General features: G+C 64.6%; 22 protein-coding genes. 7 read left to right on the top strand and 15 right to left on the bottom strand.

Features of this window, described 5'->3' with window-relative positions; translation table 11 throughout:
- Positions 1-127: 127 nt before the first annotated feature.
- The 7 genes from G6P99_RS17075 to G6P99_RS17045 all read right to left on the bottom strand — a co-directional run bounded on the left by G6P99_RS17075 (position 128) and on the right by G6P99_RS17045 (position 9,104).
- Entirely contained in the window at positions 128-634 is a 507-nt protein-coding gene (locus G6P99_RS17075) for a cytochrome c-type biogenesis protein (protein WP_029082349.1), read from the bottom strand.
- Positions 634-2,619 carry a heme lyase CcmF/NrfE family subunit gene (locus G6P99_RS17070; RefSeq protein ID WP_029082350.1) on the bottom strand — a complete coding sequence of 662 codons (1,986 nt, stop codon included), beginning with the start codon at positions 2,617-2,619 and terminating at the stop codon, positions 634-636. The genes G6P99_RS17075 and G6P99_RS17070 overlap by 1 nt, the downstream gene beginning before the upstream one ends.
- Positions 2,616-3,113, bottom strand: coding sequence for a cytochrome c maturation protein CcmE (gene ccmE / locus G6P99_RS17065; RefSeq protein ID WP_029082351.1), 498 nt, complete (start codon positions 3,111-3,113; stop codon positions 2,616-2,618). The genes G6P99_RS17070 and ccmE overlap by 4 nt, the downstream gene beginning before the upstream one ends.
- Before the next feature lie 59 nt (positions 3,114-3,172).
- Positions 3,173-4,297, bottom strand: a complete 1,125-nt coding sequence (gene ccmI, locus G6P99_RS17060) for a c-type cytochrome biogenesis protein CcmI (protein WP_029082352.1) — start codon at positions 4,295-4,297, stop codon at positions 3,173-3,175.
- A 755-nt stretch (positions 4,298-5,052) separates the two neighbouring features.
- Positions 5,053-6,450 carry a hypothetical protein gene (locus G6P99_RS17055; protein ID WP_165128769.1) on the bottom strand — a complete coding sequence of 466 codons (1,398 nt, stop codon included), beginning with the start codon at positions 6,448-6,450 and terminating at the stop codon, positions 5,053-5,055.
- Positions 6,451-6,760: 310 nt separating this feature from the next.
- Positions 6,761-8,137, bottom strand: a complete 1,377-nt coding sequence (locus G6P99_RS17050) for a sensor histidine kinase (protein ID WP_029082354.1) — start codon at positions 8,135-8,137, stop codon at positions 6,761-6,763.
- Between the two features lie 304 nt (positions 8,138-8,441).
- A complete protein-coding gene (locus tag G6P99_RS17045; protein ID WP_029082355.1) occupies positions 8,442-9,104 on the bottom strand; it encodes a response regulator transcription factor in 663 nt (220 codons plus the stop codon).
- A gap of 378 nt (positions 9,105-9,482) precedes the next feature.
- Here G6P99_RS17045 and G6P99_RS17040 point away from each other — a divergent pair, with 378 nt between their 5' ends.
- Complete coding sequence (locus G6P99_RS17040) at positions 9,483-9,872, top strand: hypothetical protein (protein ID WP_063618959.1); 390 nt, start codon at positions 9,483-9,485, stop codon at positions 9,870-9,872.
- A 58-nt stretch (positions 9,873-9,930) separates the two neighbouring features.
- Here G6P99_RS17040 and G6P99_RS17035 read toward each other — a convergent pair whose 3' ends face one another.
- Positions 9,931-10,164: a hypothetical protein gene (locus G6P99_RS17035; RefSeq protein ID WP_029082357.1), complete on the bottom strand. Its 234-nt coding sequence runs from the start codon at positions 10,162-10,164 to the stop codon at positions 9,931-9,933.
- Positions 10,161-11,315 carry a hypothetical protein gene (locus G6P99_RS17030; protein WP_051346460.1) on the bottom strand — a complete coding sequence of 385 codons (1,155 nt, stop codon included), beginning with the start codon at positions 11,313-11,315 and terminating at the stop codon, positions 10,161-10,163. Before G6P99_RS17030 ends, G6P99_RS17035 begins: the two co-directional genes overlap by 4 nt.
- 87 nt (positions 11,316-11,402) lie before the next feature.
- Between G6P99_RS17030 and G6P99_RS17025 the strand changes: the two genes are divergently transcribed.
- Positions 11,403-13,010: a hypothetical protein gene (locus G6P99_RS17025; RefSeq protein WP_246709555.1), complete on the top strand. Its 1,608-nt coding sequence runs from the start codon at positions 11,403-11,405 to the stop codon at positions 13,008-13,010.
- Positions 13,011-13,050: 40 nt separating this feature from the next.
- Positions 13,051-14,037 carry a UbiA family prenyltransferase gene (locus G6P99_RS17020; protein WP_029082360.1) on the top strand — a complete coding sequence of 329 codons (987 nt, stop codon included), beginning with the start codon at positions 13,051-13,053 and terminating at the stop codon, positions 14,035-14,037.
- A gap of 17 nt (positions 14,038-14,054) precedes the next feature.
- Here G6P99_RS17020 and galE read toward each other — a convergent pair whose 3' ends face one another.
- The 5 genes from galE to G6P99_RS16995 form a co-directional block, all read right to left on the bottom strand.
- Complete coding sequence (gene galE / locus G6P99_RS17015) at positions 14,055-15,050, bottom strand: UDP-glucose 4-epimerase GalE (protein WP_029082361.1); 996 nt, start codon at positions 15,048-15,050, stop codon at positions 14,055-14,057.
- A gap of 139 nt (positions 15,051-15,189) precedes the next feature.
- A complete protein-coding gene (locus G6P99_RS17010; RefSeq protein ID WP_029082362.1) occupies positions 15,190-15,447 on the bottom strand; it encodes a hypothetical protein in 258 nt (85 codons plus the stop codon).
- A 152-nt stretch (positions 15,448-15,599) separates the two neighbouring features.
- A complete protein-coding gene (locus G6P99_RS17005) occupies positions 15,600-16,229 on the bottom strand; it encodes a transglutaminase-like cysteine peptidase (protein ID WP_029082363.1) in 630 nt (209 codons plus the stop codon).
- A 331-nt stretch (positions 16,230-16,560) separates the two neighbouring features.
- Complete coding sequence (locus tag G6P99_RS17000; protein ID WP_029082364.1) at positions 16,561-17,223, bottom strand: ParA family protein; 663 nt, start codon at positions 17,221-17,223, stop codon at positions 16,561-16,563.
- 45 nt (positions 17,224-17,268) lie between these two features.
- Positions 17,269-18,474, bottom strand: coding sequence for a glycosyltransferase family 4 protein (locus tag G6P99_RS16995; protein ID WP_029082365.1), 1,206 nt, complete (start codon positions 18,472-18,474; stop codon positions 17,269-17,271).
- 198 nt (positions 18,475-18,672) lie between these two features.
- Between G6P99_RS16995 and G6P99_RS16990 the strand changes: the two genes are divergently transcribed.
- Positions 18,673-19,599 carry a hypothetical protein gene (locus tag G6P99_RS16990; RefSeq protein WP_029082366.1) on the top strand — a complete coding sequence of 309 codons (927 nt, stop codon included), beginning with the start codon at positions 18,673-18,675 and terminating at the stop codon, positions 19,597-19,599.
- A 24-nt stretch (positions 19,600-19,623) separates the two neighbouring features.
- Positions 19,624-22,176, top strand: coding sequence for a glycosyltransferase (locus G6P99_RS16985; protein ID WP_029082367.1), 2,553 nt, complete (start codon positions 19,624-19,626; stop codon positions 22,174-22,176).
- Here G6P99_RS16985 and G6P99_RS16980 read toward each other — a convergent pair.
- A complete protein-coding gene (locus tag G6P99_RS16980) occupies positions 22,117-23,853 on the bottom strand; it encodes a glycosyltransferase family 2 protein (protein ID WP_246709554.1) in 1,737 nt (578 codons plus the stop codon). The two genes, G6P99_RS16985 and G6P99_RS16980, sit on opposite strands and share 60 nt — an antisense overlap.
- Positions 23,854-23,892: 39 nt before the next feature.
- Here G6P99_RS16980 and G6P99_RS16975 point away from each other — a divergent pair, with 39 nt between their 5' ends.
- Together G6P99_RS16975 and G6P99_RS16970 are read left to right on the top strand one after the other, a co-directional pair.
- Positions 23,893-24,276, top strand: a complete 384-nt coding sequence (locus G6P99_RS16975; RefSeq protein ID WP_245284741.1) for a hypothetical protein — start codon at positions 23,893-23,895, stop codon at positions 24,274-24,276.
- A 403-nt stretch (positions 24,277-24,679) separates the two neighbouring features.
- Complete coding sequence (locus tag G6P99_RS16970; protein ID WP_029082369.1) at positions 24,680-25,987, top strand: UDP-glucose dehydrogenase family protein; 1,308 nt, start codon at positions 24,680-24,682, stop codon at positions 25,985-25,987.
- Positions 25,988-26,101: the final 114 nt, after the last annotated feature.

The raw sequence follows: 26,101 nt of genomic DNA, 5'->3' as shown, positions 1-26,101 counted from the left end.
CCTGATGCGTCTGAACATGGGGTCATCAGCCTTACGGCGCGCTGGCTGCGGAATTAAACTTTTGTAATTGAGCGGGCCGCTGCTGCGGCAGAATAGCGCAGGCAAATAAAGGGCTTAAAAGGGGGAACTAAACCGGTCTGTCCGGCCCGGATTCAGCCGCCAAGAGCCGTTCCAGACGCGCCTGCTCGTCCGACGTCAATCCGGGGGTGGAATCGCCCTCGCCCTCGGCCGGATTGACCTTGCGCCGGCCGAGCCGCCAGAGCGCGAAACCGCCCAGCAGCAGCGCCAAAGGCGGGGTCAGCCAAAGCAGCAGCGTATGCTCGTTGAGGCGCGGCTTCAGCAGCACGAATTCACCGTAACGGGCGACCAGGAAATCGATCACCTGGCGGTCGCTGTCGCCGGCCGCGATGCGTTCGCGGACCAGGAGGCGGAGGTCGCGCGCCAGCGGCGCCTCCGAATCGTCGATCGACTGGTTCTGGCAAACCATGCAGCGCAGTTCCCTGGAGAGCTCGCGCGCCCGCGCCTCCTTGGCCGGATCCGCCATGATCTCGTCGGGCAGCACCGCCCGGGCGGGCATCGCACCGAACATCAGGATCGCCGCAAGCACGGCGACTGCTAGGCTGCGCGGCCGCATCACTCGGCCGCCTGCAATGCGCGCGCCGCCTTGGTGGCCGGTTTCGGCGCACCGACCCGCAAGCGGCGGTCGGACAGCGACAGCATGCCGCCGAACGCCATCAGCACCGGTCCCCACCAGATCATCAGCACCAGCGGTTTGTGATAGATGCGCACCGCAATCGCGCCGTCGGCCGAGGTGTCGCCGAGCGAGATGTAGAGCTGGCTGGCGCCGCGGGTCAGCAGCGCGGCCTCCGTGGTCGAGGCGCCGCGCGTCGTGAAGTTGCGCTTCGACGGGGTCATCACGCTGAGCTTGTCGCCGTCACGGGTCACGGTGAATTGCGCGACCATCTCGCGGTAGTTCGGCCCCTGCCGTGCATTCACGCCGTCGAGCCGCAACTCGTAGCCGGCGACCCGGGCGACATCGTCCGGCTTCATCGCGCCGATATATTCGCTGTTCCAGGTGGTCTCGCAGACGATCCCGATCAGCGCGACGCCGAGGCCGGCATGGGCGAAGGCGGTGCCCCAGGTCGCACGTGGCAGGCCGCGCGCGCGGCGCAGCGAGAGCGACAGCGGAATCCGGAACAGCGCGACGCGTTCGGCGAGATCACACAGCGCGCCTGATATCACGAACACCGCAAGCCCGATCGCAAGCGGCGCCAGCGTCGCACCGCCATAGGTCCACGCCCAGACCAGCGCAATCGCAACCAGCGCAGCGATGCCGGCGACCATCAGCCGCTGCGCCGCGCCGAGCAGGTCGCCGCGCTTCCAGGCCAGCAGCGGCCCGAACGGCACCGCGAGCAGCAGCGGCACGAACAGCGGCGCAAAGGTGAAATTGAAGAACGGCGCGCCGACCGAGATCTTCTCGCCGGTCAACACCTCGAGCGCCAGCGGATACAGCGTGCCGATGAACACGGTGGCGCAGGCGGTGGTGAGCAGCAGATTGTTGAGCACCAGCGCGCCCTCGCGCGAGATCGGCGCGAACAGCCCGCCCTGCTTCAACGCCGGCGCGCGCCAGGCGTAAAGCGAGAGGCTGCCGCCGATGAAGACGAACAGGATCAGCAGGATGAACACGCCGCGCGTCGGATCGGTGGCGAAGGCGTGAACCGAGGTCAGCACGCCGGAGCGCACCAGGAAGGTGCCGAGCAGCGACAGCGAGAAGGTCAGGATCGACAGCAGCACGGTCCAGACCTTCAGCGCGTTGCGCTTCTCCATCACCAGCGCCGAATGCAACAGCGCAGTGCCGGCAAGCCAAGGCATCAGCGAAGCGTTCTCGACCGGATCCCAGAACCACCAGCCACCCCAGCCGAGCTCGTAATAGGCCCAGTAGGAGCCCATCGCGATGCCGAGCGTCAGGAAGATCCACGCCATTAGCGTCCACGGCCGCACCCAGCGCGCCCAGGCGGCGTCGATCCGCCCCTCCAGCAGCGCCGCCACCGCGAACGAGAACGAGATCGAGAAACCGACATAGCCGAGATAGAGCATCGGCGGATGCACCGCGAGGCCGATGTCCTGCAGCACCGGATTGAGGTCGCGCCCCTCGAGCGGCGGATTGGCGATGCGCAGGAACGGGTTCGAGGTGATCAGGATGAACAGATAGAAGGCGCTGGCGACCCAGGCCTGCACCGCCAGCACATGCGCCCGCAGCGACAGCGGCAGATTGTTGCCGAAGGCTGCGACGAGGCCGCCGAACAGCGCCAGGATCGACACCCACAGCAGCATCGATCCTTCATGGTTTCCCCACACGCCGGTGATCTTGTAGAGCAGCGGCTTCAGCGAATGCGAATTCTCGTAGACATTGGCGACCGAGAAATCCGAGCTGACGTGCAGCGTCACCAGCGCCGCGAACGACGCCGCGACGAACAGCAATTGGGCGAGCGCGGTCGAGCGCGCCACGTTCATCAGCGCCGCATCGCGCCAGCGCGCGCCGACGATCGGCACGATCGACTGGATCAGCGCCAGCCCGAGCGCCAGCACCAGGGCATAGTGTCCGCTTTCGGCAATCACCGCATCGCTCCCTGGGTCGGCGCCGCGGAGGCGCTCGGCATGCTGTTCGGCTTGGCCCCGTAATCGTCCTTCCAGTGGCCCTGCTTCTTCAGGGCGTCGGCGACGTCCTTCGGCATGTAGGTCTCGTCATGCTTGGCGAGCACGGTGTCGGCGCGGAACACGCCGTTGTCATCGAGCGCGCCTTCCGCAATCACGCCCTGCCCTTCGCGGAACAAATCCGGCAGGATGCCCTTGTAGGCGACCGGCAGCGTCGCGCCGCCGTCGGCGACGGTGAAGGTCACGGCGAGATTGTCGCCGCGCTTGAGCGAGCCCTGCTCGACCAGGCCGCCAAGGCGGAAACGCTTGCCCGGGCCGAGGTGCTTCTCGGCGACCATCGACGGCGTCGAAAAGAACACGATGGAATCGCGCAGCGCATTCAGCACCAGGCCTGCGGCGATCGCAAGCACGACGAGCGCGCAGCCGATCAATGTCAAACGCCGTTGCTTCCTGGTCATGGTCCATCCTTGCGCATGACGTTCTCCGAAAACCACTGCCCGCTTTTCGGCGTCATGATTTATCCATCCAACCCGAGATTCTTCAGCCCCTCATTGAGCTGACGCAACCGATCGGCATCGTTGGCCACGGCCTGACGGGCATCCGCGAGCGCGCTCATCGCCTTGTCGCGCTCGCCCATCACGAGATAGGCGCGGACCAGCCGCAGCCAGCCCTCGACGTCGTCGCCATTCGTCTTCAGCCGCGTCGCCAGCCGATCGACCATGCCCTGGATCATGGTGCCGCGATCGGCCTCGCTCATGTCCTTGGCCGCGGCCATCGCGCTGTCGGGCAAGGCGGGTGCGCTGACGCCACCGGGCACGCTAACGCCGCCGACGCGGACCAGCGCGGCCTGCACCAGCGGCCGCCACGGCGCATCCTGTGGCGCCTTCGCCAGCATCTTCTGCCAGAGCGCGGCGGCGTCAGCCTTGCGGCCGTCCTGCTCGGCGGCGAGACCGAGGAAATAATTGGCCTTGGCATCGTCGGCATTCAGCGCGACGGCGCGCTCGAACTCCGCCTTGGCTTCCGCGGTGACGACGCCGCCGGCGGTCCCGATCATTGCCTCGCCGAGATCGGCGCGGCGATCGGCGCTGTCGCCGGCGTAGGTAATGGCATTGCGATAGGCGCGGACGGCGTCATCGTAGCGGCCGAGGCGTGACAGCACCGGCGCCAGCACGGTCCAGCCGCGGCCGTCGGTCGGATTCTTCTCCAGATGGGTCTCGACCTGCGCGACCAGATTGGCGAGCGGCTGGTTGGCGTCGGCGACCCGGCTGCGCTCGGAAAGCGGGAAGTCGCCAAGCCGCGGCGAGCCGAGCGCGAGATAGAAGCTGGAGGCAATGACCGGCAAACCGACCAGCGCCACGATCGCAGCCGCCCGCCGCAGCGTGAGGCTGCCTTGCACCGGGGTTTCACGTCCGCTCTGGTCGGCGGCGGCCAGCAGCCGGCGGCTGATCTCGGTCCGCGCGGCATCGGCCTCGGGGGCACCGATGATGCCGGCGGCCATGTCGCGGTCGATTTCGGCGAGCTGGTCGCGGTAGACCACGACCTCGCTGCCGCCGGTATCCGTCCGCCCGCGCCGGCCGAGCGGCCAAAGCACGGCAAAGATCGCCGCGACCGTCATCAGCGCGAACACAAACCACAGCGTCATCAAGCGGTTCCCGGATGGTGCGGCGGCTTCCGGCAAGCCGCCTTAGAATCGCTTTACACTACCGGCGGCGAGCCCGGCAATTGACAATTGCTGGATCGGCGGAAGGTGGGATCAGGTGGCTTCCGGTGGCCGGTCCGGCGGTACTGCAAGCGCGTTCCAGGGCGAAGCGAGGACCGGGTTCGGAGCCGATGCTCCAATACACCTCGCGAAGGCGCGCAATACAAAAATATCGAAAACAACCCCATGCAAAGTAGCAGGCTTCCGCCGGCGCTCGCTTGACGACTTGACATGTCGGGCAACTCAGTGCCACACTTCCATTATTCCGAAATTGCGCTTGTCGTCCCGGCTTGGCGGGCTCATCGGTTTGCCGTCGAAAATGCTTGCGAACTACGGTGCATTTGATTGTTTGACCCATAGGATGTCCGGCAGTGCTCCCCCTCAGGGCGCGACTTTGCAATTGCACTGTCACCGTAATTCCAGAACTCCAAATACAAACATCACCATGAGAACAAACATACTCGTCAGGACACCATACGAGATGGCCTGCCGCATTGGCGTTCCGCGAGGAAAAATCCTCATAGAGCCAAGAAAATAAGCCATCGCCGGTAACACCATTGCCAGCAAAGGCTCATATCGCCACAGCAGAAGCTCAATGCATGTCGTGATTACAGCAGACAGAACAAACACCAACGCTCGCGGCGCAGCCCCTTTTTCATGCTCGTCTTCGGTACTGCGATCGGGCCGTATCACAGTAGTTACCCCGCGCGGGACGACTTCCGCTCGCCGGTCACGGCGTTTTCGGCCGCCCGGTTCATCAGGGAGGCGTAGTCGTGGCCGAACAACACCTCGCAGAAGCGGATCGCGGCCTTGACCTGCTGCTGCCGGAAGGCACGGACGCGGGCGTCGCCGCCGCGCAGCGACTGCACCAGCCCCTCGGTCGATTGCTCGACATAATGTTGCAGGTCGGAGAAGGTCCGCAGCGTCACCTCGTTGATGGCGAGCTCGCTGGCATAGGTGCGGCAGACCGCGACGAAATCGATCAGGGCGGCGGCGTCCTCGACCTCGGACATGTCGATCTTGGCGCCGGCGGCAATATCCTTGTCGGCGCGCTGGCGCAGGATGCGGCGGACCCGGCCCGGCACGCTGTCGATCTCCGATTGCAGCGCGTTGGAAGTATCGGCGCGCACCGAGGTGAGCTGGCGGCCCCAGGTGGAATCGTTGCGCAGATCGAGCTCGGTGCGCAGGCCGCGGACACCGTCATGCAGGGTCTTGAGCTGCTCGCCGACATAATCGAAATGCCCACGCCTGATGTCGGTGCGCAGACAGGCCGCGACAAATGACAGGTCGTGCAGCGCGATGGTGACGGCGACGCCGTACGGCGTTGCCGCGACCCGCAGCTCGTCGTCGGAGGCCGCCATCTTGATGGCGAGGCGGATGATCTGCCATGGCGCGGCGAGCCGCTGCGCGATCAATGACAGCGCGAAGGGCAACAGCTGCGGCGTCTGCAGCGACGGCAGCTTGAGCGCCTCGGTGGCGGAGGCGATCTGGGAATCGGCGAACACGCGGATCTGGCTGGGCAGCCGGCTTCCCAGGGTTTCCAGCGCTTCGCGGGCCTGCAGCACCAGGCCGATCGGCAGCAAATCCTCGACAACGCTGGTCGGACCGACGCGCAACAACGCGCGCTGGCGATCGTCGCCCTGAGCAGGAGCTGCGATCTTGAGAATGGCTTCAGCGGCAGCCAGCTGGAACTTGCGCGCGGCGATCTCTATCGGACCGCTCTCCGATGCCGCCGCGAGCGCCGCCTCGAATTCGCGGGCCGCCTCCGGCGCGCCCTCACCGGCCAGCCACTGCCAGATCGGCAGCAGCGAGGCGCGCCGCAGCTGGCCCGCCCGCGTCGGGAAATTGGTCTCGGCAAGGAACGGTTCGAGCGGCCGGAACAGCAGCCGCGCCGGGTCGTCGCTGCGCGGCTCGATCTGCTCGTCCTCCTCGGCCCCGCGCACGATCTTGCGCAGCTGCTCCAGGACCAGATTGGCAACAGTGACGTCATCACCGCGTTCGACCGCGCGCTCCAGCTCGCGCATCAGCAGCGCCTGCGATTGCGGCGGAAGCTGCGCGAGATAATCCCTCAGCCGCTCGGTCGATTTCTGGCTCATGCGCCCGGTCGTGAAAGCTTGGTGCCCGGCGAAACCGCCGCAGCCCGTCCGCCCGCGATGATAGAGGTCGGCGCGTTAAGAAGCCGTTTAGGAATAATGACGGTTCCGTGCCGGGGGGCTCCGCCGGGTTGATCACGGACTCTGCTCACCTCTCCCCGACGGGGAGAGGTCGATTTGCGCAGCAAATCGGGTGAGGGGCCGCGGATCTAACGAGAGACCGTAATCCCTCACCCGGCGCTACGCGCCGACCTCTCCCAAGGGAGAGGTGAGACTTCGCTGCCTCTCCAGCTCAACCCAATCCCACCACGGCCTAGACCGCCGGCAGCACGAGCTCGGCCCGCAAGCCGCCGATCGGCGCGTTATTCAGGGTGAGATTGCCGCCATAGAGGCCGGCGAGATCGGTCACGATCGACAGGCCAAGCCCCGAGCCGGGCTTTGATTCATCGAGCCGCTGGCCGCGCCGCGCCACCTGGGCGCGCTCGTCCTCGGACAGGCCGCGTCCGTCGTCATCGACCACGATGCGCAGCTTCGGCCCGGCACCCTGCGCCTCCGGCGGCACGACTGTGACCTCGATGAACACCTGCGAGGCCGCCCATTTGCAGGCGTTGTCGACGAGATTGCCGACCATCTCCTCGAGGTCCTGCCGCTCGCCGCGAAACCGTGCCGACGGATCGGCCTTCGCCTCGATGGCGAGGTCGCGGTCGCGATGGATCTTCTCCATGGTCCGGCGCAGCGCCTCGATCGCCGGAGCGACGTCGGTGATCGTGCTGACGATGGTGGCCCGGGCAGCGATCCGCGCACGCTCGAGGTGGTGCGCGACCTGGTCCCGCATCACGTCGGCCTGCTCCAACACCTTGCTGGCGAAGGGATCGGCGGCATGCGCGGCCGCCTCGTTCACGATCACCGACAAAGGCGTCTTGATCGCGTGGGCGAGATTGCCGACATGGGTCCGCGAACGCTCGACGATCTCCCGGTTGGCATCGATCAGCGCATTGGTCTCGCGCGCCAGCGGCGCGATCTCGACCGGAAACCGGCCTTCCAGCCGCTCGGCGCGGCCGGAGCGGATATCGGCAATTGAATCGGAAATGCGCTTGAGCGGCGCAAGGCCGTAGCGCACCTGGAAGATCGTGGTCAGCAGCAGCACGATGCCGAGGGCGGCAAAGGTGCCGAACAGATAATAGTCGAAGCTGCGCGTCTCATCGAAGATCTCGGTGGCGTCGCCGGCGACGCTGACCAGGAACTTGCCGTCGGCGCCGAGATCGACCGGACGCTCCACCACGCGCAGGCTCTGGCCTTCGGGTCCGTCGACATAGCCGAGGCGGACGCCGGCGGCGGTCAGCTCGGCGCCGTGCTCCTCGAGCTTCGGCAGCTTCTTGTCCCACAGCGAGCGCGAGGCGCGGGTCTCGCCCTTCTCGGTATCGGTGCGGGTGATCTGCCAGTACCAACCCGACAGCGGCAGGTCGAACAGCGGCTCGCCGAGCGACTGGAACTGGCGGTCCGCCGGCTCGTCCGGCGTCGCCACCTCGGCGATCAGGGTGCGCAGATAGAGATTGAGCCGCCGGTCGAAGGCGCGCTCGGTCGCGTCGCGATAGACCGACGACAGGATGACGCCTGTGATCGCCAGGATCACCACCACCCAGGCGGTCGCCGAGACGAACAGGCGGGTCGCAAGCGAGCTGCCGCCCATCAGGGCACGGGCCCGAACATCGGGTCAGCGGCAACAGATTCAGCGGCAAAAGACATTGGCGAATCCAGTTTCTCCTGGCGCGGATCATGCCAATGCCCGCATGGCGATCAAGCGCCTTAAGAGCATCATCCGATTGAACAGGATATACTCTTATCCCTTTGTTTGGTCGCGCTTTCCTCACGCGAATCGGTATCCACTTCGCTCGAAGACGCGCTGAAGCGCGATGAGATCAGTTGGATCGTAATCGCGCCTTAGCTTCTTGTTTAAGCATGATAAACCGCTTCACACTTTTCCGGATCATGCCTTAGATCGGCGGCGACAGCATGTAGCCGAGGCCGCGCACGGTCTGGATGATATCGACTTCCAACTTCTTGCGGATGCGGCCGACGAACACCTCGATGGTGTTGGAGTCGCGGTCGAAGTCCTGGTCGTAGAGATGCTCGACCAGCTCGGTGCGCGAGACCACCCGCCCGGTGTGGTGCATCAGGTAATCAAGCAGATTGTATTCGTGCGAGGTCAGCTTGATCGGGTTGCCGTTGACGGTGACGCGCTTGGTGCGGGTATTGAGCGCCACCGGCCCGCAGACCAGCTCGACCTGGGCATGCCCGGTCGCCCGGCGCAGCAGGGCGCGGATCCGCGCCAGCACCTCCTCGAGATGGAAAGGTTTGGCGACGTAATCGTCGGCGCCGGCATCGAAGCCCTGAACCTTGTCGCTCCAGCGGTCGCGTGCGGTGAGAATCAGCACCGGCATCACCCGCTTGTTCCGCCGCCAGGCCTCAAGCACCGAGATACCGTCCATCTTCGGCAGGCCGATATCCAGCACGACCGCGTCATAAGGCTCGCTGTCGCCGAGGAAATGCCCCTCCTCGCCGTCGAAAGCGCGATCGACCACATAGCCGGCATCCGTCAGCGCGGTGGTGAGCTGGCGGTTCAGATCCGGGTCATCCTCTACGACGAGCAGACGCACATTGGCCTCCGAGAGTGAGCATTGCGATATCCAGCATCAAATGAGGCTTCCCGCCGTGAACGGCCTATGAATGGAACAGCCAGACGAACCTAAATATTTCGTCAGGTGCACCATCCCCAAGACGCGCGCAAGCCTCGCGGGTTCCATCAATCAGATGCGGATGGAGCGCGTTCGGGTTTCAAATAGGGGCACTATAATACCTGTCACTCGAACGTTTCGCCGGCCAACCCTTCGTTGCGGAACCGGTGCCGTCAGCGCTGTGACCATTTGCACAGACGGCGGGCAGTTAACCTTCGCCGGCCATTTCCGTGTCGCCGACCCAAGCGATGGGCTAATCCAGCGACGGTGCGGCGGGGGCACAGGGATCGGAAAAGATCGTTGCTTGTTTCAAAGATCAGGACGTTCGCGGTGGTTGTCGGCTGGCTCGCGCTGGCCTTCATCGCATTCGTCACACTGTCCTCAATCCAGGACCGGCCCTCGTTTGCCCATCCGCAGGCCGAGCGTTTCGCGGCGTATGCGGTGATGGCGCTGGCCTTCGTGCTGGGTTATCCACGGCGCACCGCGCTGATCGTGCTCTTTGTCGTCTTCAGCGCCTTCACGCTCGAGGCGATGCAATTGCTGACGCCGGACCGCCACGGCCGGCTGCTTGATGCGGTCGTCAAGGTGGCGGGAGGTCTCGCCGGCATCGGCGCCGGTCGTCTGGTGCTGCTTGTGCTGCGCAGCCAGTTCGGCAGGTTGAGATCGCGCGCGGAACATCCCGCGAGCTGAGCCGCCGGCGCGCTGCGCCCTAAGCCACACTTGCGGCTGCGCGGGGCTTCATTCCGGCTCAATCGGTTTTGGGGACTTCCGCCGACTTGCTGCCGCCCTGCGCTATGCATTGCTGAAAGAAGTGCAGCCGGTCGCCATTCATCGGCGCGGCACCCGGCCGCTTGTACGGGTAGACCATGTAGGCTGCGCGCAAGCACCGTTTCGCCGTCTCGGCATCGGGTGCTGCGACGGCGGCGTTCGACGCCACCAACAGCGCCAACACGGCACTGAACCGGAGCCAAGCGCCGCTCACGGTTTCTCACATTCCGAATAGAACACGCCATTTGCGGCCGCCAGCCGCTGCAGGCAATGCCGCTTGTCGGTCACCGCGCCCTCGACGGTGAAATCGTAGGCCTGCGCCTTCAGGATCAGCGCGTAGCGTCCCGGCGAGAGCGGCGCGTCGTCGCGCGGCTGGACCTCGAACATCTGCGGATCCTCGCTCAGCGGCGCGGCACGGAACGGGATCGAGATGTTGCGGATCACCCAGGTGTCGTCACCCGGCGAGACCACCGGCTTGCCGGTCGCGTCGAACGTGGTCTGCTGGGTCACGCGCGCGATCAGGCGCACATCGATCGGGTCGGAGGCGCCGCTACTGCCTTCGCGCCGGAACACGATGAAGCGGAGATGGCCGTCAGGCAATGCGGTCTCGCTCGGCCTCGTGATCGCAGCCGATATCGCTATCCGCGGATCCGGCGCCCGCCCCTGGATCAATTGCAGTTCGTACAGCCTGCCGCCGCTCTCGGCGTAGACGCCGTAAGCGGTCGGCAACGGCCGTTTCGGCGCTGGCGGCGCGGCGGCAACGGCCGGTGCAGGCACGGCGGCGACGGCAGGCTTTTGGGTTTCAACCGGCGCCGGCGTGGGTGCGCCCGCAATCATCGCGCGTGCGGCTCCGAAGGACGCACCGCGTTGCTGCAGCAGGACAACCGCCGCGATCAGTCCAAAGAAGCCCAGCATGGCAACATAACGCAGCGGCGCCGACGACGACCATCGCGGACGGCGCAACACCTCGACGGGCTCGCCACGCTCGAGCGTCGTGACAAATGCGTCCTCGGCATCGATCCGGGGCGGCCCCTCGATCCTCCGCGCAGCGCCCGCCGCCTCCAGAAATGCCGGCAGCGCCCGCGCCGGCGGCACCGGGAATTTCTCGACCGGATGGTTCCTGGTGTGCGCTTCGACGCCTTCGATCGCCGCTTCCAGCGCCTGCAGCAGCCGCTGCTTTTCGTTCGGATCCTCATGGGCGAGCTGCTGCAGCTTCTGCCGCGCGAGCTCGTAGACCGCGCTGCGCAGCTGCTGCGGATCTGAACTCACGAAGTCGATGGTTCGCGCCAGCACCAGCGCGAACTCCGCCTCGGGGTGCGCAGGGCTGATGTCCCTGACCGTCCTTTGGGCCGGCGTCGACGTCATAAATGTTAGTCTGGTTTGATCATAACGTTAATGTATTCTAGGTGGCTTTCACTGTTAACACAAATGACGCAGCTCGCGGATGACACCGTGCTCCAACCCTATCGTACCGAACCGCAGCGGGGTTCATTGATCCTTCCCGGGCAGATCCTGGACGACTGGTTGTTCGCGCCGAAGCGGGACCGCCGATCCTGGCGCGACATCCTGCTGCTTGCGGGATGGATCGCGCTGGTGGGTTTCCAGATCGCCCGTCACGTGATGTGGCGCGACGAAATCCGCGCGCTCACGATTGCGCTGAACGGCGACGATCTGATCGCGATGCTGAGAGGACTGCACGGCGAAGGCCACCCTGCCCTTTGGTACCTGCTGCTACGCGGTGCGCATGCCGCGTTCGGCCGCGTCGAGGTGCTGTCAGGTGTCGCCTTCGTGGCCGGGCTTGTCACGGTCGCACTGCTGATCTTCCGGTCGCCGTTCCCACGGCCGCTGGTCCTGCTTCTGATCACCAGCCATGCATTACTGTTCGAATATGTCGTGATGGCGCGGAATTACGGCATCTCGGCCCTGTTCCTGTTCGCGATCGCGGCCTGCTATCCGGCCCATCGCGACCGCGGTGTCCTGCTCGGCGCCTTATTATTCCTGCTCGCAAACACCAATGTCGTCGGCGCGATCATGGCCGGCGCGTTCCTGCTGTTCTGGCTGTTCGACCTGCTCGAGGTTCACGGTTGGCGCTGGTCGCCGCAACTGACCAATTTCGCGACCAATGCCATCATCGCAACGATCGGCGTCGTGATCTGCGCGGCGACGATGCTGCCGACCTATAATGATGCTGCGGCCCGCGACTGGTCGCACTCATCACCGCTGACCGCTGCAGTTCTGTCCCTGGTGAACCCCGGCGGGACGTCGCTGGGAGCGCTGTTTGCCAATTTGCTGCCGGGGATCGTGGGCTCGGTCCTGCTGTTCGCCGTGACGCTCGGGCTGCTGCCGCGGCGGCCGGCGTTTCTTGCTGCTTTCAGCTCGCTCCTGCTGACGTCGCTGTTCTTCGCCGTCGCCGCCAACGGCGCCTACCGCCACGCCGCGGTCTGGCTGTGCTTCCTGATCACGCTGTACTGGATCAGTTGGCGCCAGGTCACCGCAACATCCACCTCTCGCACGTCGCGCGACCGGCTCTTGGCGGCAATCGGACGCGTCTCACTGCTGCTGGTGCTCGCGATCCAGACCGCCGCAGGCGTCAACGACCTGCGCAACGCGGCGACCGGTGTCGTCGCAAGCCGCAGCGCCGATCTCGGCCGCCTGATCGCCTCACGCGCGGATCTCGCCGACGCGGTTATCCTCAGCGAGCCGGAATACCTGGTCGAGGCGCTCCCCTATTACGTCAAGAACCGGGTCTATCTCGCCCGCGATCACAAGTTCGGAAGCGTCGTGATCTTTTCGCGCAAGGGCAGGATGGACAGTGATCTCGGCGAGACCCTGCGCCTGGCGCGCTCGCTCCGCGACACCACCGGCGCGCCCGTCATCATCCTGCTGGCCTATCGGCTCGACGAGATCACGCCCGACCGGATCTACGACGAGGGCAAGGACTGGCGGACATTCCGCGCCTCGGCCGCGCAGATCCGCGATTTCCGCGAGGCGACCACGATGATCCGCCGCTTCGGCCCCGCCAGGACCGACGAAAGCTTCGATGTCTACCTCCTCAATTAGGCGATCGCCGAGATCGAGGACAACAGGAAAGGATCGCGCGATGGCGCTGATGGACAGCAAGGTCGAAGCCGGCAAGCCGCCTGCCGCGGGCATCCGGCAGTACCTCGCGATCCTGCGGCTCGATCACAGCACCAAGCACATCTTCATCGTTCCCGGGGTCATCCTCGCCTGCCTGCTGCGCGGCGTAAGAGGCGATCATGTTGCCGGCTCGATCGTCCTTGGCCTTGTGGCCGCGGTCTGCATCGCGTCGGCCAACTACGTCATCAACGAATGGTTCGACCGCGACTTCGACCGGCATCACCCGACCAAGTCGCAGCGCTCCGCGGTCCAGAGTGCGATGGACGGCAAGATCATCGGCATCGAATGGCTGCTGCTGGTCGCGCTTGGTCTGGTCTGCGCAGCTGCGAGCAGCCGTCTGATGCTGTTTGCAACCGGCATCTTTGCCCTGCAGGGCATCGTCTACAATGTCCCGCCGCTCCGCAGCAAGGACAAGGCCTATTTCGACGTCATCTCGGAGTCCGTCAACAATCCGCTGCGGCTGTTGATCGGCTGGGCGATGATCGACCCGACGTCGCTGCCGCCAGGCTCGGTGATCCTGTGTTATTGGTTCGGAGGCGCATTCCTAATGGCCGCCAAGCGGCTGTCCGAATACCGCGAGATTGCCGCGTCCCACGGCAGGGAACTGCTGGCGCGTTACCGCGCGAGCTTTGCAGACTATAGCGAGGTGTCGCTGACCGCCTCCTGCCTCAGCTACTCGCTGTTCTCGGTGTTCTTCCTCTCGGTGTTCCTGGTGAAGTACCGCATCGAATACATCCTGGCGATGCCGCTGGTGGTGATGCTGTTCACCACCTATTTTTCGATGTCGACATCGCCGGGATCATCGGCGCAGAAGCCCGAGAAGCTCTATGGCGAGCGCGGCCTGATGCTGATCGTGCTGGCGCTGGTCGCCGTTTTTCTGGTGGCAAGCTTTGTCGACATGCCGTTCCTCGCCCGGCTGGCGGAGCAGCACTACATCACCCTCGATTGAAATCTCGCGGCGCGGGTTTATCGCCGGCGCGGATGCGCCTTCTGGTGCCACGCCCAGGCCGAACGAATGATGTAGCCGAGATCGGACCGGCTCGCCTTGAAGCCGAGGCCGCTCTCCGACTTGGAGGGATCCGCCACCAGGATCGGCGGATCACCGGCCCGGCGCTCGCGCACCACGCTCGGCACCGCTTCGCCTGTTTCGGCGCGGATCGCGTCGAGCACCTCGCGCACCGAATAGCCGGTGCCGGTGCCGAGATTGAACACGCCGCCGGCGCCGCCGTTCAACAGCAGCTCGAGCGCCGCGATATGGGCGGCAGCGAGATCGTCGACATGGATGTAGTCGCGCACCGCGGTGCCATCAGGCGTTTCATAATCTTCGCCGAAGATCGCAAAGTCCGGCACGTGCCCGAGCAGCGCCATCAGCGCGCGCGGAATCAGGTGCGTCTCGGGATCGCGGAGCTCGCCGATGGTGCCGGAGGCATCGGCGCCGCAGGCGTTGAAGTAGCGCAGGCAGACCGATTTGAACTGATAGGCCGCGCGATAGTCGGCCAGCATCTGCTCGATCATGAATTTGGACCGGCCATAGGGATTGACGGTCGGACCTGCAGCGCTCTCGGGAATCGGATCGCGCCCGGCGTTGCCGTAGACCGCGCCGGTGCTGGAGAACACCAGGCGGTCGCAGCCCGCCTCGCGCATGCCGCGCAGCAGGCCGAGCGTGCCGGTCACATTGTTGGTGTAGTACTTCTGCGGATCCGCGACGGACTCGCCGACGGCGCTGAATGCGGCGAAATGCATCACGGCGAGCGCATCGTGCTCGCGGATGGTAGCGGCGATCCTGCCGTGATCGGCGACGTCGCCGATCACCAGCGGTCCCCATTGCACGAAATTGCGATGGCCGGTGGACAGATTGTCGTAGACCACGGGGACAAATCCCGCCTCGGCAATAGCCTTGGCGCAGTGGGACCCAATGTATCCCGCGCCGCCCGTGATGAGTATCGAACCCCTGCTCGCCATTGAAAATGTCGTCCCTGCGCGGACCAATCCTGCATCTCAACAGACGCAGCGACTGCATGGGTACGACATTCCGTCTGACGCGGCAAAACGACGATGGGATTAGCGTTAAGACCGAACGGATTTGCCGCCGACGTGACGGTTAGCGCGACCCGAGCGGGACGTTGGTCCGTTGCCCGACCGGCGGCGCGTGTCGCGACGGCCTCCCATTAGGGTAAACCGGTGTTGCCGGCGGCACCGGCTGGGTCGCCTGCGGCCGCGATGTCGGAACGCCACCGCCCGGTCCATCGATCGAATAGCGGGGTGCACCCTGCGTGGTCTGCCCGGTGCCCTGCGCAAGCACCGGAGCGCCGGAGGCTGCGACCAGCGCCGCAGTTGTGACAAGACTGGCCAGCTTCATGTCGATGCCTCGATGGGTTGGATCGACATCAACCGGTCACGCCGCCAATCGTTCCGGGACCGTGACGGAAGCCCCAGCTACCTCGTCGTCCTTATGGCGCGGCGAAATGTCTCGCCGCGCCACTTTTCGATCGATAGGGCAAACTTGAAAACTCAGGCGCCGAGCTGCGCGACGGCGGCCCAGTGATCGGGGTTCGCCGGGGTCTGCATCCTGACCCAGCGATAATGCGCCTGCGACCAGTTGCGGATCTGCGCGTTCAAATTGTCGAGCACGATGTCGCCGCCCTTGGCGCGGACCACCAGCACCAGATGATGCTCGCCCCAGGAGGTCACCACCTCGCTCAGCAGCAGATTGCGCATCGGCCAGCCGCGCGCCAAGAGCTCATGGCGCTTACTGACGGCGTAGTCGTTGCAATCGCCGCGCGCCGGATTGATCAGCCATTCCTCGTCGGCAAGGCCGCGTTCATTGCGCTGCGGAGTGATCTGGCGATTGACCGAAGCATTGACCTCGATCAGGTCGGCGATGCGCTGCTTGGTCAAGCGCATCGCACCACCGCGGAACACCATGCGGGCGCGCGGCTTCTGCTTGCATTCGTCGGAATAGCGCATGCAGAACATCGTGTAGGCCATCGGCGCCAGCGTCGGCTCGCTGAAGCGGATCTTCTCGATCACGCCGCGCAGCGGCAGCGGAAGGCCGATCATGCCGGCCTGCGTGTCCCGTGCGCTTGTCCCAAGCGCAACGATGGCCAGAACCAGGGCCACCAATCTCTTGACGTTGTACATTCTTCACTCCCCACCGTGACGGGAAGCATGTACGGGAAATGTCTTGAGCCTAGCCTCAAGCGCGCAGCGGCATTTGCTTCAAATGCTCAGCTCTGCGCGAGCAATGCGTTAACCAAGCAAGGGTTCCCCCCGATGGCGGGCATTTCGGCTTGCCGATATGGCGCGCGCACCGATCTGCGACCGTCAACAAATCCTAACGTTATGGGCTTTTGCGGCCTCATTCCGCGGTTTCTGCCAAGGCGGCCGCTGGATGAAGGCGCCGACTACGCTGCAGAATTTTTTTGTTCCCACGCCGGCATGGTTAGCCACGCGTGAAGCGGCCGGCGCTTTGTTAAATGGTCACCCGTTGTCGCGGCGCGATCCCGCTCCAGCTCATGACGAGATCGGCAAGCGTCTTGATCTCGATATCCGCCGGCGTACCGCCGGCGAAATCGGCAACTGATTGCCCCAACGCAAAGGCGCGAACATAGGCCGAGCGGCTTCCGATCGTCGGCCCGATCGCTTCCTCGAATGTATCGAGCTCCTCGATGAATTGCTGGCCTTCGAGGGTGCGGTGGTCGACGCGGTTCGGCACAATCATGGCGCGGAGCGCCGTTCGCCGCGATGCGCGCACCTCCCGCACGATGTCGAGCGTCCTTGCGGTCGCCTCGATGTCGAGTCCGGAGGGCGTACATGGCATCAGCACAATATTGGCGACTGCGAGCACGGCACCCAGTGCCCGATCGTTGGGCGCGGAGTCCACGACGATGATCTGATGCGGAACCTGGCGCATCAGCGTGGCCCATTCGGCGACCGGCCGGGTTTCAGGATCGAGCTGGTAGACCGGAAATGACAGATTACCGGGCTCGGCCCAGTGACACGCCGACGCCTGCGAGTCGGCGTCGACCAGTCCCACCGCGCGCGTACGCCGGTCCAGTTCTGCGGCCAGCAGGACCGCAAGGGTCGTCTTTCCGACCCCGCCCTTGCGCTGGGCAACTGAGATGACAAGCGGCATCGCAAACTCCTGGCGTTCTTCCCATTGGTGCGCGGGAGGACGCCGTCATCCAACGAGCGTCAGCATCCGGGGCAAGCAGACGCGCTTTGCGTCGTAATTGTCTCTCACAAAGCTCCTCGCCTTCATCCGCATCTTCTTGAAGGCCCTGGGCCGTGACAGCACCGAGATTACCTGATCCGACAGCGCATCAATATCAAAAAACGGCGCGAGAAGGCCGTTGCCATCCGAGATGATGTCGCGCAGCGGGGCAGTGTCGGACGCCACCACCGCGCATCCCGCGCTCATGGCCTCCAGCAGCGACCACGACAGCACGAAGGGATAGGTCAGATAGACGTGCACCGAGGAAATCTGCAGCAGCTCGAGATACTGTTCCCGCGGAATCCGGCCGAGAAAATGCACGCGGCGCAGGTCGATGTCCGACCTGATCTCGTCCAGGAACGTCGACTTCCAGCTCGCGCCCTTGGGCGGATGCGCGCCATAGGACGTGCCGCTGCCGCCGACGATCACGACCTGCGCATTCGGCCGCGCAGCCATGATCCTGGGCAGCGATCGCATGAAGACGTGGAATCCGCGCACCGGCTCCAGATTGCGCGAGACATAGGTGATCACCTCGTCGTCTGCCGAGAGTATCGCACCGTTCGAAAGCTGATGCCTCGCGACAGGATTGGGCTTCACCTCGTCGGTGTCCACGCCCTCGTGGATGACCTCGATCTTGCTGCGAAACTCGGCGGGAAAGGTCGACCGTTGCCATGGCGTCGGTGAAACGCCCACGTCGCATTCGGTGAGCGCCAGCAGCGTGGTCGCATTCTTCAGGTGGAGCGCGACATTGCCATCAAGGCCGGTCATGGGAAATTCCGGATCGAAGCCGACGTCCCTGCCTTCGGCGCCGTAGTAGAATTCGCAATACAGGATGATCCTCGCCCTCGGAAACATCGTGCGCAGCGGCAACGTCTCGCCCCATCCGGGATGGGCGAAGATCAGGTCCGGGACAAAGCCCTGCCCCGACAGCGATGACAGCGCGTACAGAACCTCTTCCGCGCGCCGGGCTTCGGTATCGAAACGGCGGGCAAAGGGATGCACCGCGGCGGCGTCCGCCTTCGTGGTCGAGTATTTGATCAGCCGGATGTCGGGCGAAGTGACTGCAGTCGACGAACCGACCGCAACGATCCTGTTTCCGGGCTGATCCGCAAGCGCACGCGCGATGTGGCGATACTGGGCTGGAAAGTTATTGTGGACGAAGAGGACGTTCATCGGCGGGCGAGCGCGCCCCCCGGCCGCGCGATCTTCCATGGAGGTCAGGGTCGGCACCATGACCGGGCGTGTGTCATCGATCTGCACGGGTGAAACTATCTTACCAGATTAACATTAAGACCCCTTCTATCACATCAATTTTTGGGGCACACTGTGTGAGAGATATATCGACACATTCGGTTAGGTTCACAGGCGGCGATGAACGAACAGATCCAGCAGAAAACCGTTGACCTGGCACGAGGTCTCTTCCTGGTCCGGTACAATGGCGCAGATGATAAGACGTCACCTCCGGTGGTGCGCGTATATGCAGATCGCGCCAGCCTTAACAATTGCAATATCATTACCGGGCCGGACGTGGTCAATGGAACCCTGTTCGCGCCCGAGAGCGCGCTGGTCGTGTCGGTCGCCCGGCCAAGCCGCCTGATCGTCGAGGTCACGGCAGGGCGTGCCGGCGGGTCGACCGCCGCCAATATCAAGATCGAGCCGCTGACCCAGGGACAGCAGGTTGGACAAGCGGTCGCGCAGCCGGTCAGCCAGCCGGTCGACACCTACGAGCCCGAGCCCAATGCCGCCGCCGGCGAGCTGGACGACCTCAAGCTGCTCGCACATGTTGCGGGTTTGGGCGATGTGACGGTCGGTGCCAACGCCTGGATTGCCGGACCGTCGGCTCCGGCCCGGATCGAGGGAATTTGCCTCGAATGGCCGAACATGCCGCACGATCTCAACCTGCAATATGCCGTCAAATTCGCCAGGCCGCAGCGGGGCGACAATCAGTTCGTTCCCATTGGAACCTTTGCCGGAACCCGGGGACGCGCGTTGGCCATCACCGGCTTCTCGCTCGAAGCCACCGGCCCCGGCGTCGATCGCTACGCCATTTCGGCCGAGACTATCTTCCTTGGGGCTCCAGCCCTGCGGGTGTCCGGGAACCGGATTGTGGTGTCGGGCCCATCAGGCCGGGAACCGCTGGTCGGGCTCAAGCTCAACCTCGAAGAGCGCCGTGTGCAGGCAGCGCCGCTTGCGCCCCAGCAGCCGAGGCGCGTTGAGCCAGTCGATCAAATACCGCGCCTGGAGGGACGGGTGCGCGTGTTCCGGAGCCGGCAGAGCGCCGCAAAGACGGCCGGCTGACATGCGGGCGCATGAGGGCAACATTTGACCGCCGTCGCGCGCAGGATCGCCTTCACGTCTAGAACGCTCCACCACATCGATCTCGAGCGGGCCGCCGTCAGGGCGCTCGAGGCGCGCGACTTCCGCCTGGCATTTGCGCTCGCCGATCGCCGCTGCCGGATCCTGCCGCATGCGGACGCCCGCGCCCATTTGCTGCGCGCGGAAGCGCTGTTTCATCTTGATCTGCTGGATGCGGCGGTCGCCAGCGTGGCAAGGGCGCTCGAGCTCGAGCCGGACGATCTGGTCGCCGCGCGGCGCATGATGGCATGGGGCGACGGCGCCGAGCAGATCGACGCCGCACGAAGCGTCGCGCGGCGCGACAACGATCCGGATTCGGTCAGGGGCGCCCTCCTGCTCCTCGAACAGGCCGGTCAGGACAGCTGCGCCCGCGTCGACTTCCTCGATGAGGAGGTGAAGGGATGGGTGACATGGCGAGGAGCGGACGCCCCGCATCTTTCACTGGCGCAGGCGGGCCAATCGAGCACCGTCACGCTTCCCGCCGATCCACGCCACAGATTCGCCCTCAACGGGCGACGCGCCGCGAGCTTCCGCCTGATGCGGCCAGCGTCCACGACCTCGCAGCTGCTCGAGATCACGCAGGCGGACCGGGTCATCGCAAGTGTCCAACTCCCGGCCAACCGCGCCCCGGATCGCCGGATCGCGGCGCATAGGCCGGTTCGCACCGGACACGGCGAAACACCTCCGCTCACCATCATCATCCCGGTGTATCGGGATCTGACCGCAACGCGCGCCTGCATCGAGAGCGCGTTGACCGCGGTCGCCTGCACGCCGGATTCGACCATCGTCGTCGTGGACGACGCATCGCCTGAACCCGACATCAAGCATTTGCTCGGCGAGCTGGCTGCGGACTCTCGCATACGGCTCCTGACCAATGCGCACAATCTTGGGTTCGTCGGAGCCGTCAACCGGGCCCTTGCCGAGACGGCGACCGGCGATGTCGTGCTGCTGAATTCGGATGCAATCGTGCCGCAACACGCGCTGCAGCGCCTGCGCAGCGTCGTACGATCGATGCCGGGGATAGGTACCGCGACGCCGCTCTCGAACAATGGCGAATATACCAGCTTTCCGGTCGCAAACAGGTCGAACCCCCTGCCCTCGCTCGCCGAACTGGAATTGCTGGATGAGCTTGCCTGCGCAGCGAATTCCGGCATCGCCATCGACATCCCCAACGGCATCGGGTTTTGCCTTTACATCACCCGCGAATGCCTCGACGCCGTGCGTGAGCTCTCCGACGACTTCTATCGTGGCTATCTCGAGGACGTCGACTTCTGCCTGCGTACCGCAGAGGCCGGTTTCCGAAACGTATGCATCCCCTCGGTGTTCGTCGGACATGAGGGTTCGCGCTCGTTTCTTGGCGAGAAGCGCTCGCTGGTGATGCGCAACCTTCGCGTTCTCGAGCACCGCTACCGGCGCTACGCGACCGAGTGCGCGGCGTTCCTACTTGCCGATCCGCTGCGCGATTGCCGCGCGGCGCTTGAGCTCAAGCTGCTCGCGCACGAAGCGCGCGGCACCGGCCCGCACATCATCCTGTGCGGCTCCGCCGCCGGCCGCGCGATCGCCATCAGGCGATGCCGGCAGCTCGCGGCGGAGGGCGAGCGCAGCCTGATCGTGCATTTCCGCTCCGAGGGACAACGCCAGCTGGTTGCAGCGTTCGACCCCGACGGCGGAACACCGCAGTCGATCGCGTTCGACGTCGCGACACATCAGGGCGGCGAGGCCTTTCTGAAGTTTCTCACCGGTCTCGACATCCGCTCGCTTACGATCGCAGAGCCGAACCGCATCCCCAGCGCATGCCTGGCGGAGCTCACCCAGCGCTTCGTCTACGATCTCCTGATCACCGACACCGCGCTTGCACCGCGCCCGGCGATTGGAGCTGGCGTTGATCCCGACTGGTCAAGCCTGATCGCCGGGGCGCGACGCGTGACTGCGATCGGTCAGAGCGGCGCCGACTTTTCGGACGCGGTGCTCGGCCTGCAAGTGGTCAGGTTCGGTGAACCGTCTGCATCGCCAACGCGGCCTCACGCCGCGAGCGGCCCGGCGCGCCTCGGCCTGCTTGCCCTCCACGCCAGCGCGGCCGAATTTCGCTTCATCCGTGCGTTGAGCGACCAAATGGCCGACGCCGACGACGAGGTCGAGATCATCGTGCTGGGCACCACCCTCGACGATCTCAAGCTGATGCAGCGGACCAATGTCACGGTCACCGGCGAGATCGCCACGGGCGACGTTGCCACACTCATCGCGGGTCACGGCATCACGAAACTGGTTCTCGACATCGGCGCGCCGGCGTTTGGACATCCGCTGGTGGACGCGCTGCTGGCAACCGGGCTGCCGGCCGCCGCGACGGAGTGGATTCCGACACAAGGGCGCGGCCGAACAACCGACCTGAAGCGGCGGCGTGGCTTTGATGCCGACGCGACACTCGCGGCCGTACGCGACTGGCTGATCGAGGATGTCGCGCTACATCCCGATCGGGGGAACAGTCGGAACGGGCGGCAAATTGGCACGCGCCTTCCATGACCGGGGCGGCCATGCAAGTGCGGAGAACGGCGCCGAATCCAGCCCCAGCAGCGGGCTGTAATAGGGATCGTCGAGCAGCACCGCTCCCCATTTCGCGCGCAGCATCGCCAGCTCGCGATTGAAGCGGGCCTTGCGATCCGGCGCGGAATCACGGCCCCGGCTCGCCGACTCCAGGTGAACGAGTTTCGCGTCGGGCGTGAATACGATCCGCTTTCCGAGCTGGCGCAGCTTCAGGCACAGATCGATATCGTTGAAATTGATCGGAAAGCGGATCGCGTCCATGCCGCCGACGGCGAGGAAGTCGCGCTTGCGCATCAAGAGGCACGCCGCGGTCACCGCCGAGCATTCGTGCGCCACCTGGAGCAGATCGCCGTAGCCGGGATCGCCATCCATCCGGTCATTGAAGGCGTGCGCGGCAAAGAAGTTGGTGCCCAGCACCACCCCGCCATGCTGCACGACGCTGTTCGGCCAGAGCAGCTTCGCGCCGACAGCTCCGACATCGGGAGCCGCCAGCCGCCACAACAGTTCCGCCAGCCAGCCGTCGTCGAGCGCCTGAACGTCGTTGTTGAGAAAGCAGATATTCTCCGTGTCGACGCAATCGACGGCGGCGTTGTTGATCGCTGCGAAATTGAAGGGCCCTTCGACCGAAATGACGTCGATCTCCTCCGCAGGCAGGCTCTCCAGATAGTCCAGCGTTTCAGGCTCGGTCGAGCCGTTATCGACGACAAGAATCCGGGCATTGGTCTCATGTACCGCCGGCGTCACCGTCTCGATGCACCGCTTGAGAAGCTCGGCGCGATTCCTGTTCGGGATGATGATGGTGGTGCGCTCGTTCCAATCGACCGCGCGCTTGACCCGAACGGCCGGCAGCAGGCCAGCCTTTCGCGGCTCGACGTTCGCGTCCATGCCGGCTCTGGCGAAATGCGCTTCGCTTGCGGCGATCAGTTCGGCGGTCGCAGCCGACGCATCGATCCGCGGCAATGCCGCAACCGATCCCGGCAGATGAAACGTGCGATCAGGCTTCACGCAGGACAGGAAGATATCGTAAAGCGACGTCGCCGATCGCAGTGCTTCCAACGCACGTTCCCGGCGCACCGCGAAACAATACGCGCCATAGGCTTGCTCGAGCGCACGTTCGAGGTCGAAGGCCGAAAACGCCAGCGGCCAGACGGCGCCGCCCTGGACTTCGACATCGCCGTAGACAAGATCGCAGTCGACTTCACATGCAAACACATCGGCGAAGCGCTGCAGGGCGTCTTCCGCGAAAATTGTCCCGCTCAGGCAGAACACGAAGAACTCGCTGTTGGCCGAATCGCCGTCGACAAATTCGCGCGCAGCTCTCGGATCGAACTGGCTGAATCCCTGTGCTGGCAGGCTCGCCGCCGTCCAGGCCGCGTGCCGTTGGGCTTCGAGGCTCTCGATGCTTTCGTCCACCCTGACGTCGCCGATCAGCACGACCGCGGCCTCGGACGACACGTCAGACTGAGTGGCCGGCCAGAAGCGCGCTTTCCAGCCTTGATAGGCGTGGAACGGCACCGAGGCCGGCAGCAGTTGGTCGAACAGCTGTCCGCGCAACCGCTCGCTGTCCCAGCGCCCGAGATCGGCGAGGGTTTGCTCCAGCCCGCGATCGAACGCGACAAATGCAAGCGGCTCGGAGACCAGATTCCGCCCCGACATTGTCCGCGCCGACAATCCACGCACGCGACCATCCGCAAAATGCTCGGGCAGATGAAAATCAATCCGGCGGCCGACCCCGAACTCGCCTCCTCGCGCGACGTTGGTCCACCCGATCGGCCTCACGGTCATCACCGGCCGTTGCGCGATCAGGATTTCGATGTCTTCGTCGACGTCTTGAGCAAGCCAGCCTTCGAAGCGCAAACCTCCGGCCCATTTGATATCGCCGATCCGGTGCCACTGCGCCTCTGGTGCGGCGACATCGCAACGAATCGGAGCACCGACGGGACTTCCGATATTTGCCAGTCTGGCTTCAACGATCCCCGCGTTCGAGCCGACCTGATCGTGCACGTGGAAGGTAAAGCCAAATCGGCCATCGCCAATCCCGGCGTCGGCCAGCTCTGTTACAAACTCGTCACACAATGATGACATGTATGGCTCGCCGTCGACGAGCAGTTCGACGGTGTAGCGTCGGCCGAGATCGGTGCGGTCATAAACAAACCCAGAAAACGTGGTGCGATCGTATCTGGAGAACTGCGTTTGCAACGACGCGTATTCAGTTCCTGAGGGCTTGTGCTTACTGATCGTCTTCATCCTCATGTCAACCCTCAAACGGCGGCTCGGTTGTCAATCGATTGCAAACTGAGAATGACGTCCATGGCGCGCCCTGGGTGACTAGCGAGCACTCAACTGCACTCAGGCAATCACCGTTTGCACAAAAAGCCGCCGACCTTCAACACAAACTATACGTTATAAAACTTGGCGTTATCGGTGCCAATTGTGCTAGTGCTAACTCCTCCTCTCCACACACTGATCGACGAGCGGATTCATGAAGATTGCAATGGTTGGAACGGGATATGTAGGTCTCGTGTCAGGAGCGTGTTTTGCCGACTTCGGCCATCAGGTCGTTTGTGTCGATAAGGACGCCGACAAGATCGAAGCCCTGAAGCGCGGCAAGATCCCGATCTACGAAACTGACCTCGATCAGCTCGTCAAGACCAACACCGGTGCCGGGCGACTGACCTTCACGACCGAGCTCGCGGGAGCCGTCGGAGAAGCCGATGCCGTGTTCATCGCGGTCGGAACTCCGTCGCGGCGTGGCGATGGCCATGCGGATTTGAGCTACGTCTATGCGGCCGCCCGCGAGATCGGCGCGGCGCTCAAGAAATTCACCGTGGTGGTGACGAAGTCGACCGTGCCCGTGGGCACCGGCGACGAGGTCGAACGCCTGATCCGCGAAACCAATCCCAGCGCTGATTTCGCCGTGGCGTCAAACCCCGAATTCCTGCGCGAAGGCGCGGCAATCCAGGATTTCCGCCATCCCGACCGGATCGTCGTCGGCACCGAGGATGAGCGCGCCAAGAAGGTGATGGGTGATGTCTATCGCCCGCTCTATCTGAACCAGGCGCCGATCCTCTATACCGCTCGGCGCACGGCGGAATTGATCAAATATGCCGCAAATGCCTTCCTTGCCACCAAGATCACCTTCATCAACGAGATCGCCGATCTCTCCGAAAGGGTCGGGGCGAACGTGCAGGAGGTTGCGCGCGGCATCGGGCTCGACAACCGGATCGGAACCAAGTTCCTGCACGCCGGCGCGGGCTATGGCGGCTCCTGCTTCCCGAAGGACACCCGCGCGCTGTTCAAGACGGCGCTCGACCACGACGTGCAGCTGAAAATCGTCGAAGCCACGCTGACCGCGAACGACAACCGCAAGCGCGCGATGGCGCGCAAGGTCGCCAACGTGCTCGGCGGCGAGCTGCGCGGCAAGACGATCGGCGTGCTCGGCCTGACCTTCAAGCCCGATACCGATGACATGCGCGAGGCGCCCTCGATCCCGCTCATCAACGGCCTGATCGACTTCGGCGCCAAGGTGAAGGCCTACGATCCCGTCGGCATGGAGCAGGCGCGCAAGGAATTGCCGGAGATCGAGTACTGCAAGGATGCCTATGAATGCGCGCGGCAGGCGGATGCGCTGGTGATCGTGACCGAGTGGCGCCAGTTCCGCGCCCTCGATCTCAACCGCATCAAGCAGGAGATGAGGCATCCGGTCGTCGTCGACCTGCGCAACATCTACCGTCCGGACGAGATGGCCGCGCACGGCTTCACCTACGACAGCATCGGCCGGCCGCGCTGAGCGGCCGGGCCCGGCGGCGATCACCGCGGGTCGACTCAATCACGAAGCCTCGGTTCTGATGGACTCAGAACCGAGGCTTTTTGTTTGACGCGCTTTATTCGCGCAAACCGGCGT

The sequence above is a fragment of the Bradyrhizobium sp. 6(2017) genome (genome assembly GCF_011058295.2).
Taxonomy (GTDB): Bacteria; Pseudomonadota; Alphaproteobacteria; order Rhizobiales; family Xanthobacteraceae; genus Bradyrhizobium; species Bradyrhizobium septentrionale.
The sequence above is the reverse complement of the archived record's forward strand: the minus strand, read 5'-3'. Positions and strand labels throughout refer to the sequence as shown.

Bases quoted from the DNA above. Each gene is read 5' to 3' on its own strand.
- G6P99_RS17020 (WP_029082360.1), top strand. From the start codon at position 13,051: ATGGCGCTGATGGACAGCAAGGTCGAAGCCGGCAAGCCGCCTGCCGCG.
- G6P99_RS17055 (WP_165128769.1), bottom strand. From the start codon at position 6,450: ATGAGCCAGAAATCGACCGAGCGGCTGAGGGATTATCTCGCGCAGCTT.
- ccmE (WP_029082351.1), bottom strand. From the start codon at position 3,113: ATGACCAGGAAGCAACGGCGTTTGACATTGATCGGCTGCGCGCTCGTC.
- G6P99_RS17000 (WP_029082364.1), bottom strand. From the start codon at position 17,223: ATGCCGCTTGTCATCTCAGTTGCCCAGCGCAAGGGCGGGGTCGGAAAG.
- G6P99_RS16995 (WP_029082365.1), bottom strand. From the start codon at position 18,474: ATGAACGTCCTCTTCGTCCACAATAACTTTCCAGCCCAGTATCGCCAC.
- galE (WP_029082361.1), bottom strand. From the start codon at position 15,050: ATGGCGAGCAGGGGTTCGATACTCATCACGGGCGGCGCGGGATACATT.
- G6P99_RS17050 (WP_029082354.1), bottom strand. From the start codon at position 8,137: ATGGGCGGCAGCTCGCTTGCGACCCGCCTGTTCGTCTCGGCGACCGCC.
- G6P99_RS17010 (WP_029082362.1), bottom strand. From the start codon at position 15,447: ATGAAGCTGGCCAGTCTTGTCACAACTGCGGCGCTGGTCGCAGCCTCC.
- G6P99_RS16975 (WP_245284741.1), top strand. From the start codon at position 23,893: ATGCTCGGGCAGATGAAAATCAATCCGGCGGCCGACCCCGAACTCGCC.
- G6P99_RS16990 (WP_029082366.1), top strand. From the start codon at position 18,673: ATGAACGAACAGATCCAGCAGAAAACCGTTGACCTGGCACGAGGTCTC.
- G6P99_RS16970 (WP_029082369.1), top strand. From the start codon at position 24,680: ATGAAGATTGCAATGGTTGGAACGGGATATGTAGGTCTCGTGTCAGGA.
- G6P99_RS17030 (WP_051346460.1), bottom strand. From the start codon at position 11,315: ATGACGTCGACGCCGGCCCAAAGGACGGTCAGGGACATCAGCCCTGCG.
- G6P99_RS16980 (WP_246709554.1), bottom strand. From the start codon at position 23,853: ATGTCGGGGCGGAATCTGGTCTCCGAGCCGCTTGCATTTGTCGCGTTC.
- G6P99_RS17005 (WP_029082363.1), bottom strand. From the start codon at position 16,229: ATGTACAACGTCAAGAGATTGGTGGCCCTGGTTCTGGCCATCGTTGCG.
- ccmI (WP_029082352.1), bottom strand. From the start codon at position 4,297: ATGACGCTGTGGTTTGTGTTCGCGCTGATGACGGTCGCGGCGATCTTT.
- G6P99_RS17075 (WP_029082349.1), bottom strand. From the start codon at position 634: ATGCGGCCGCGCAGCCTAGCAGTCGCCGTGCTTGCGGCGATCCTGATG.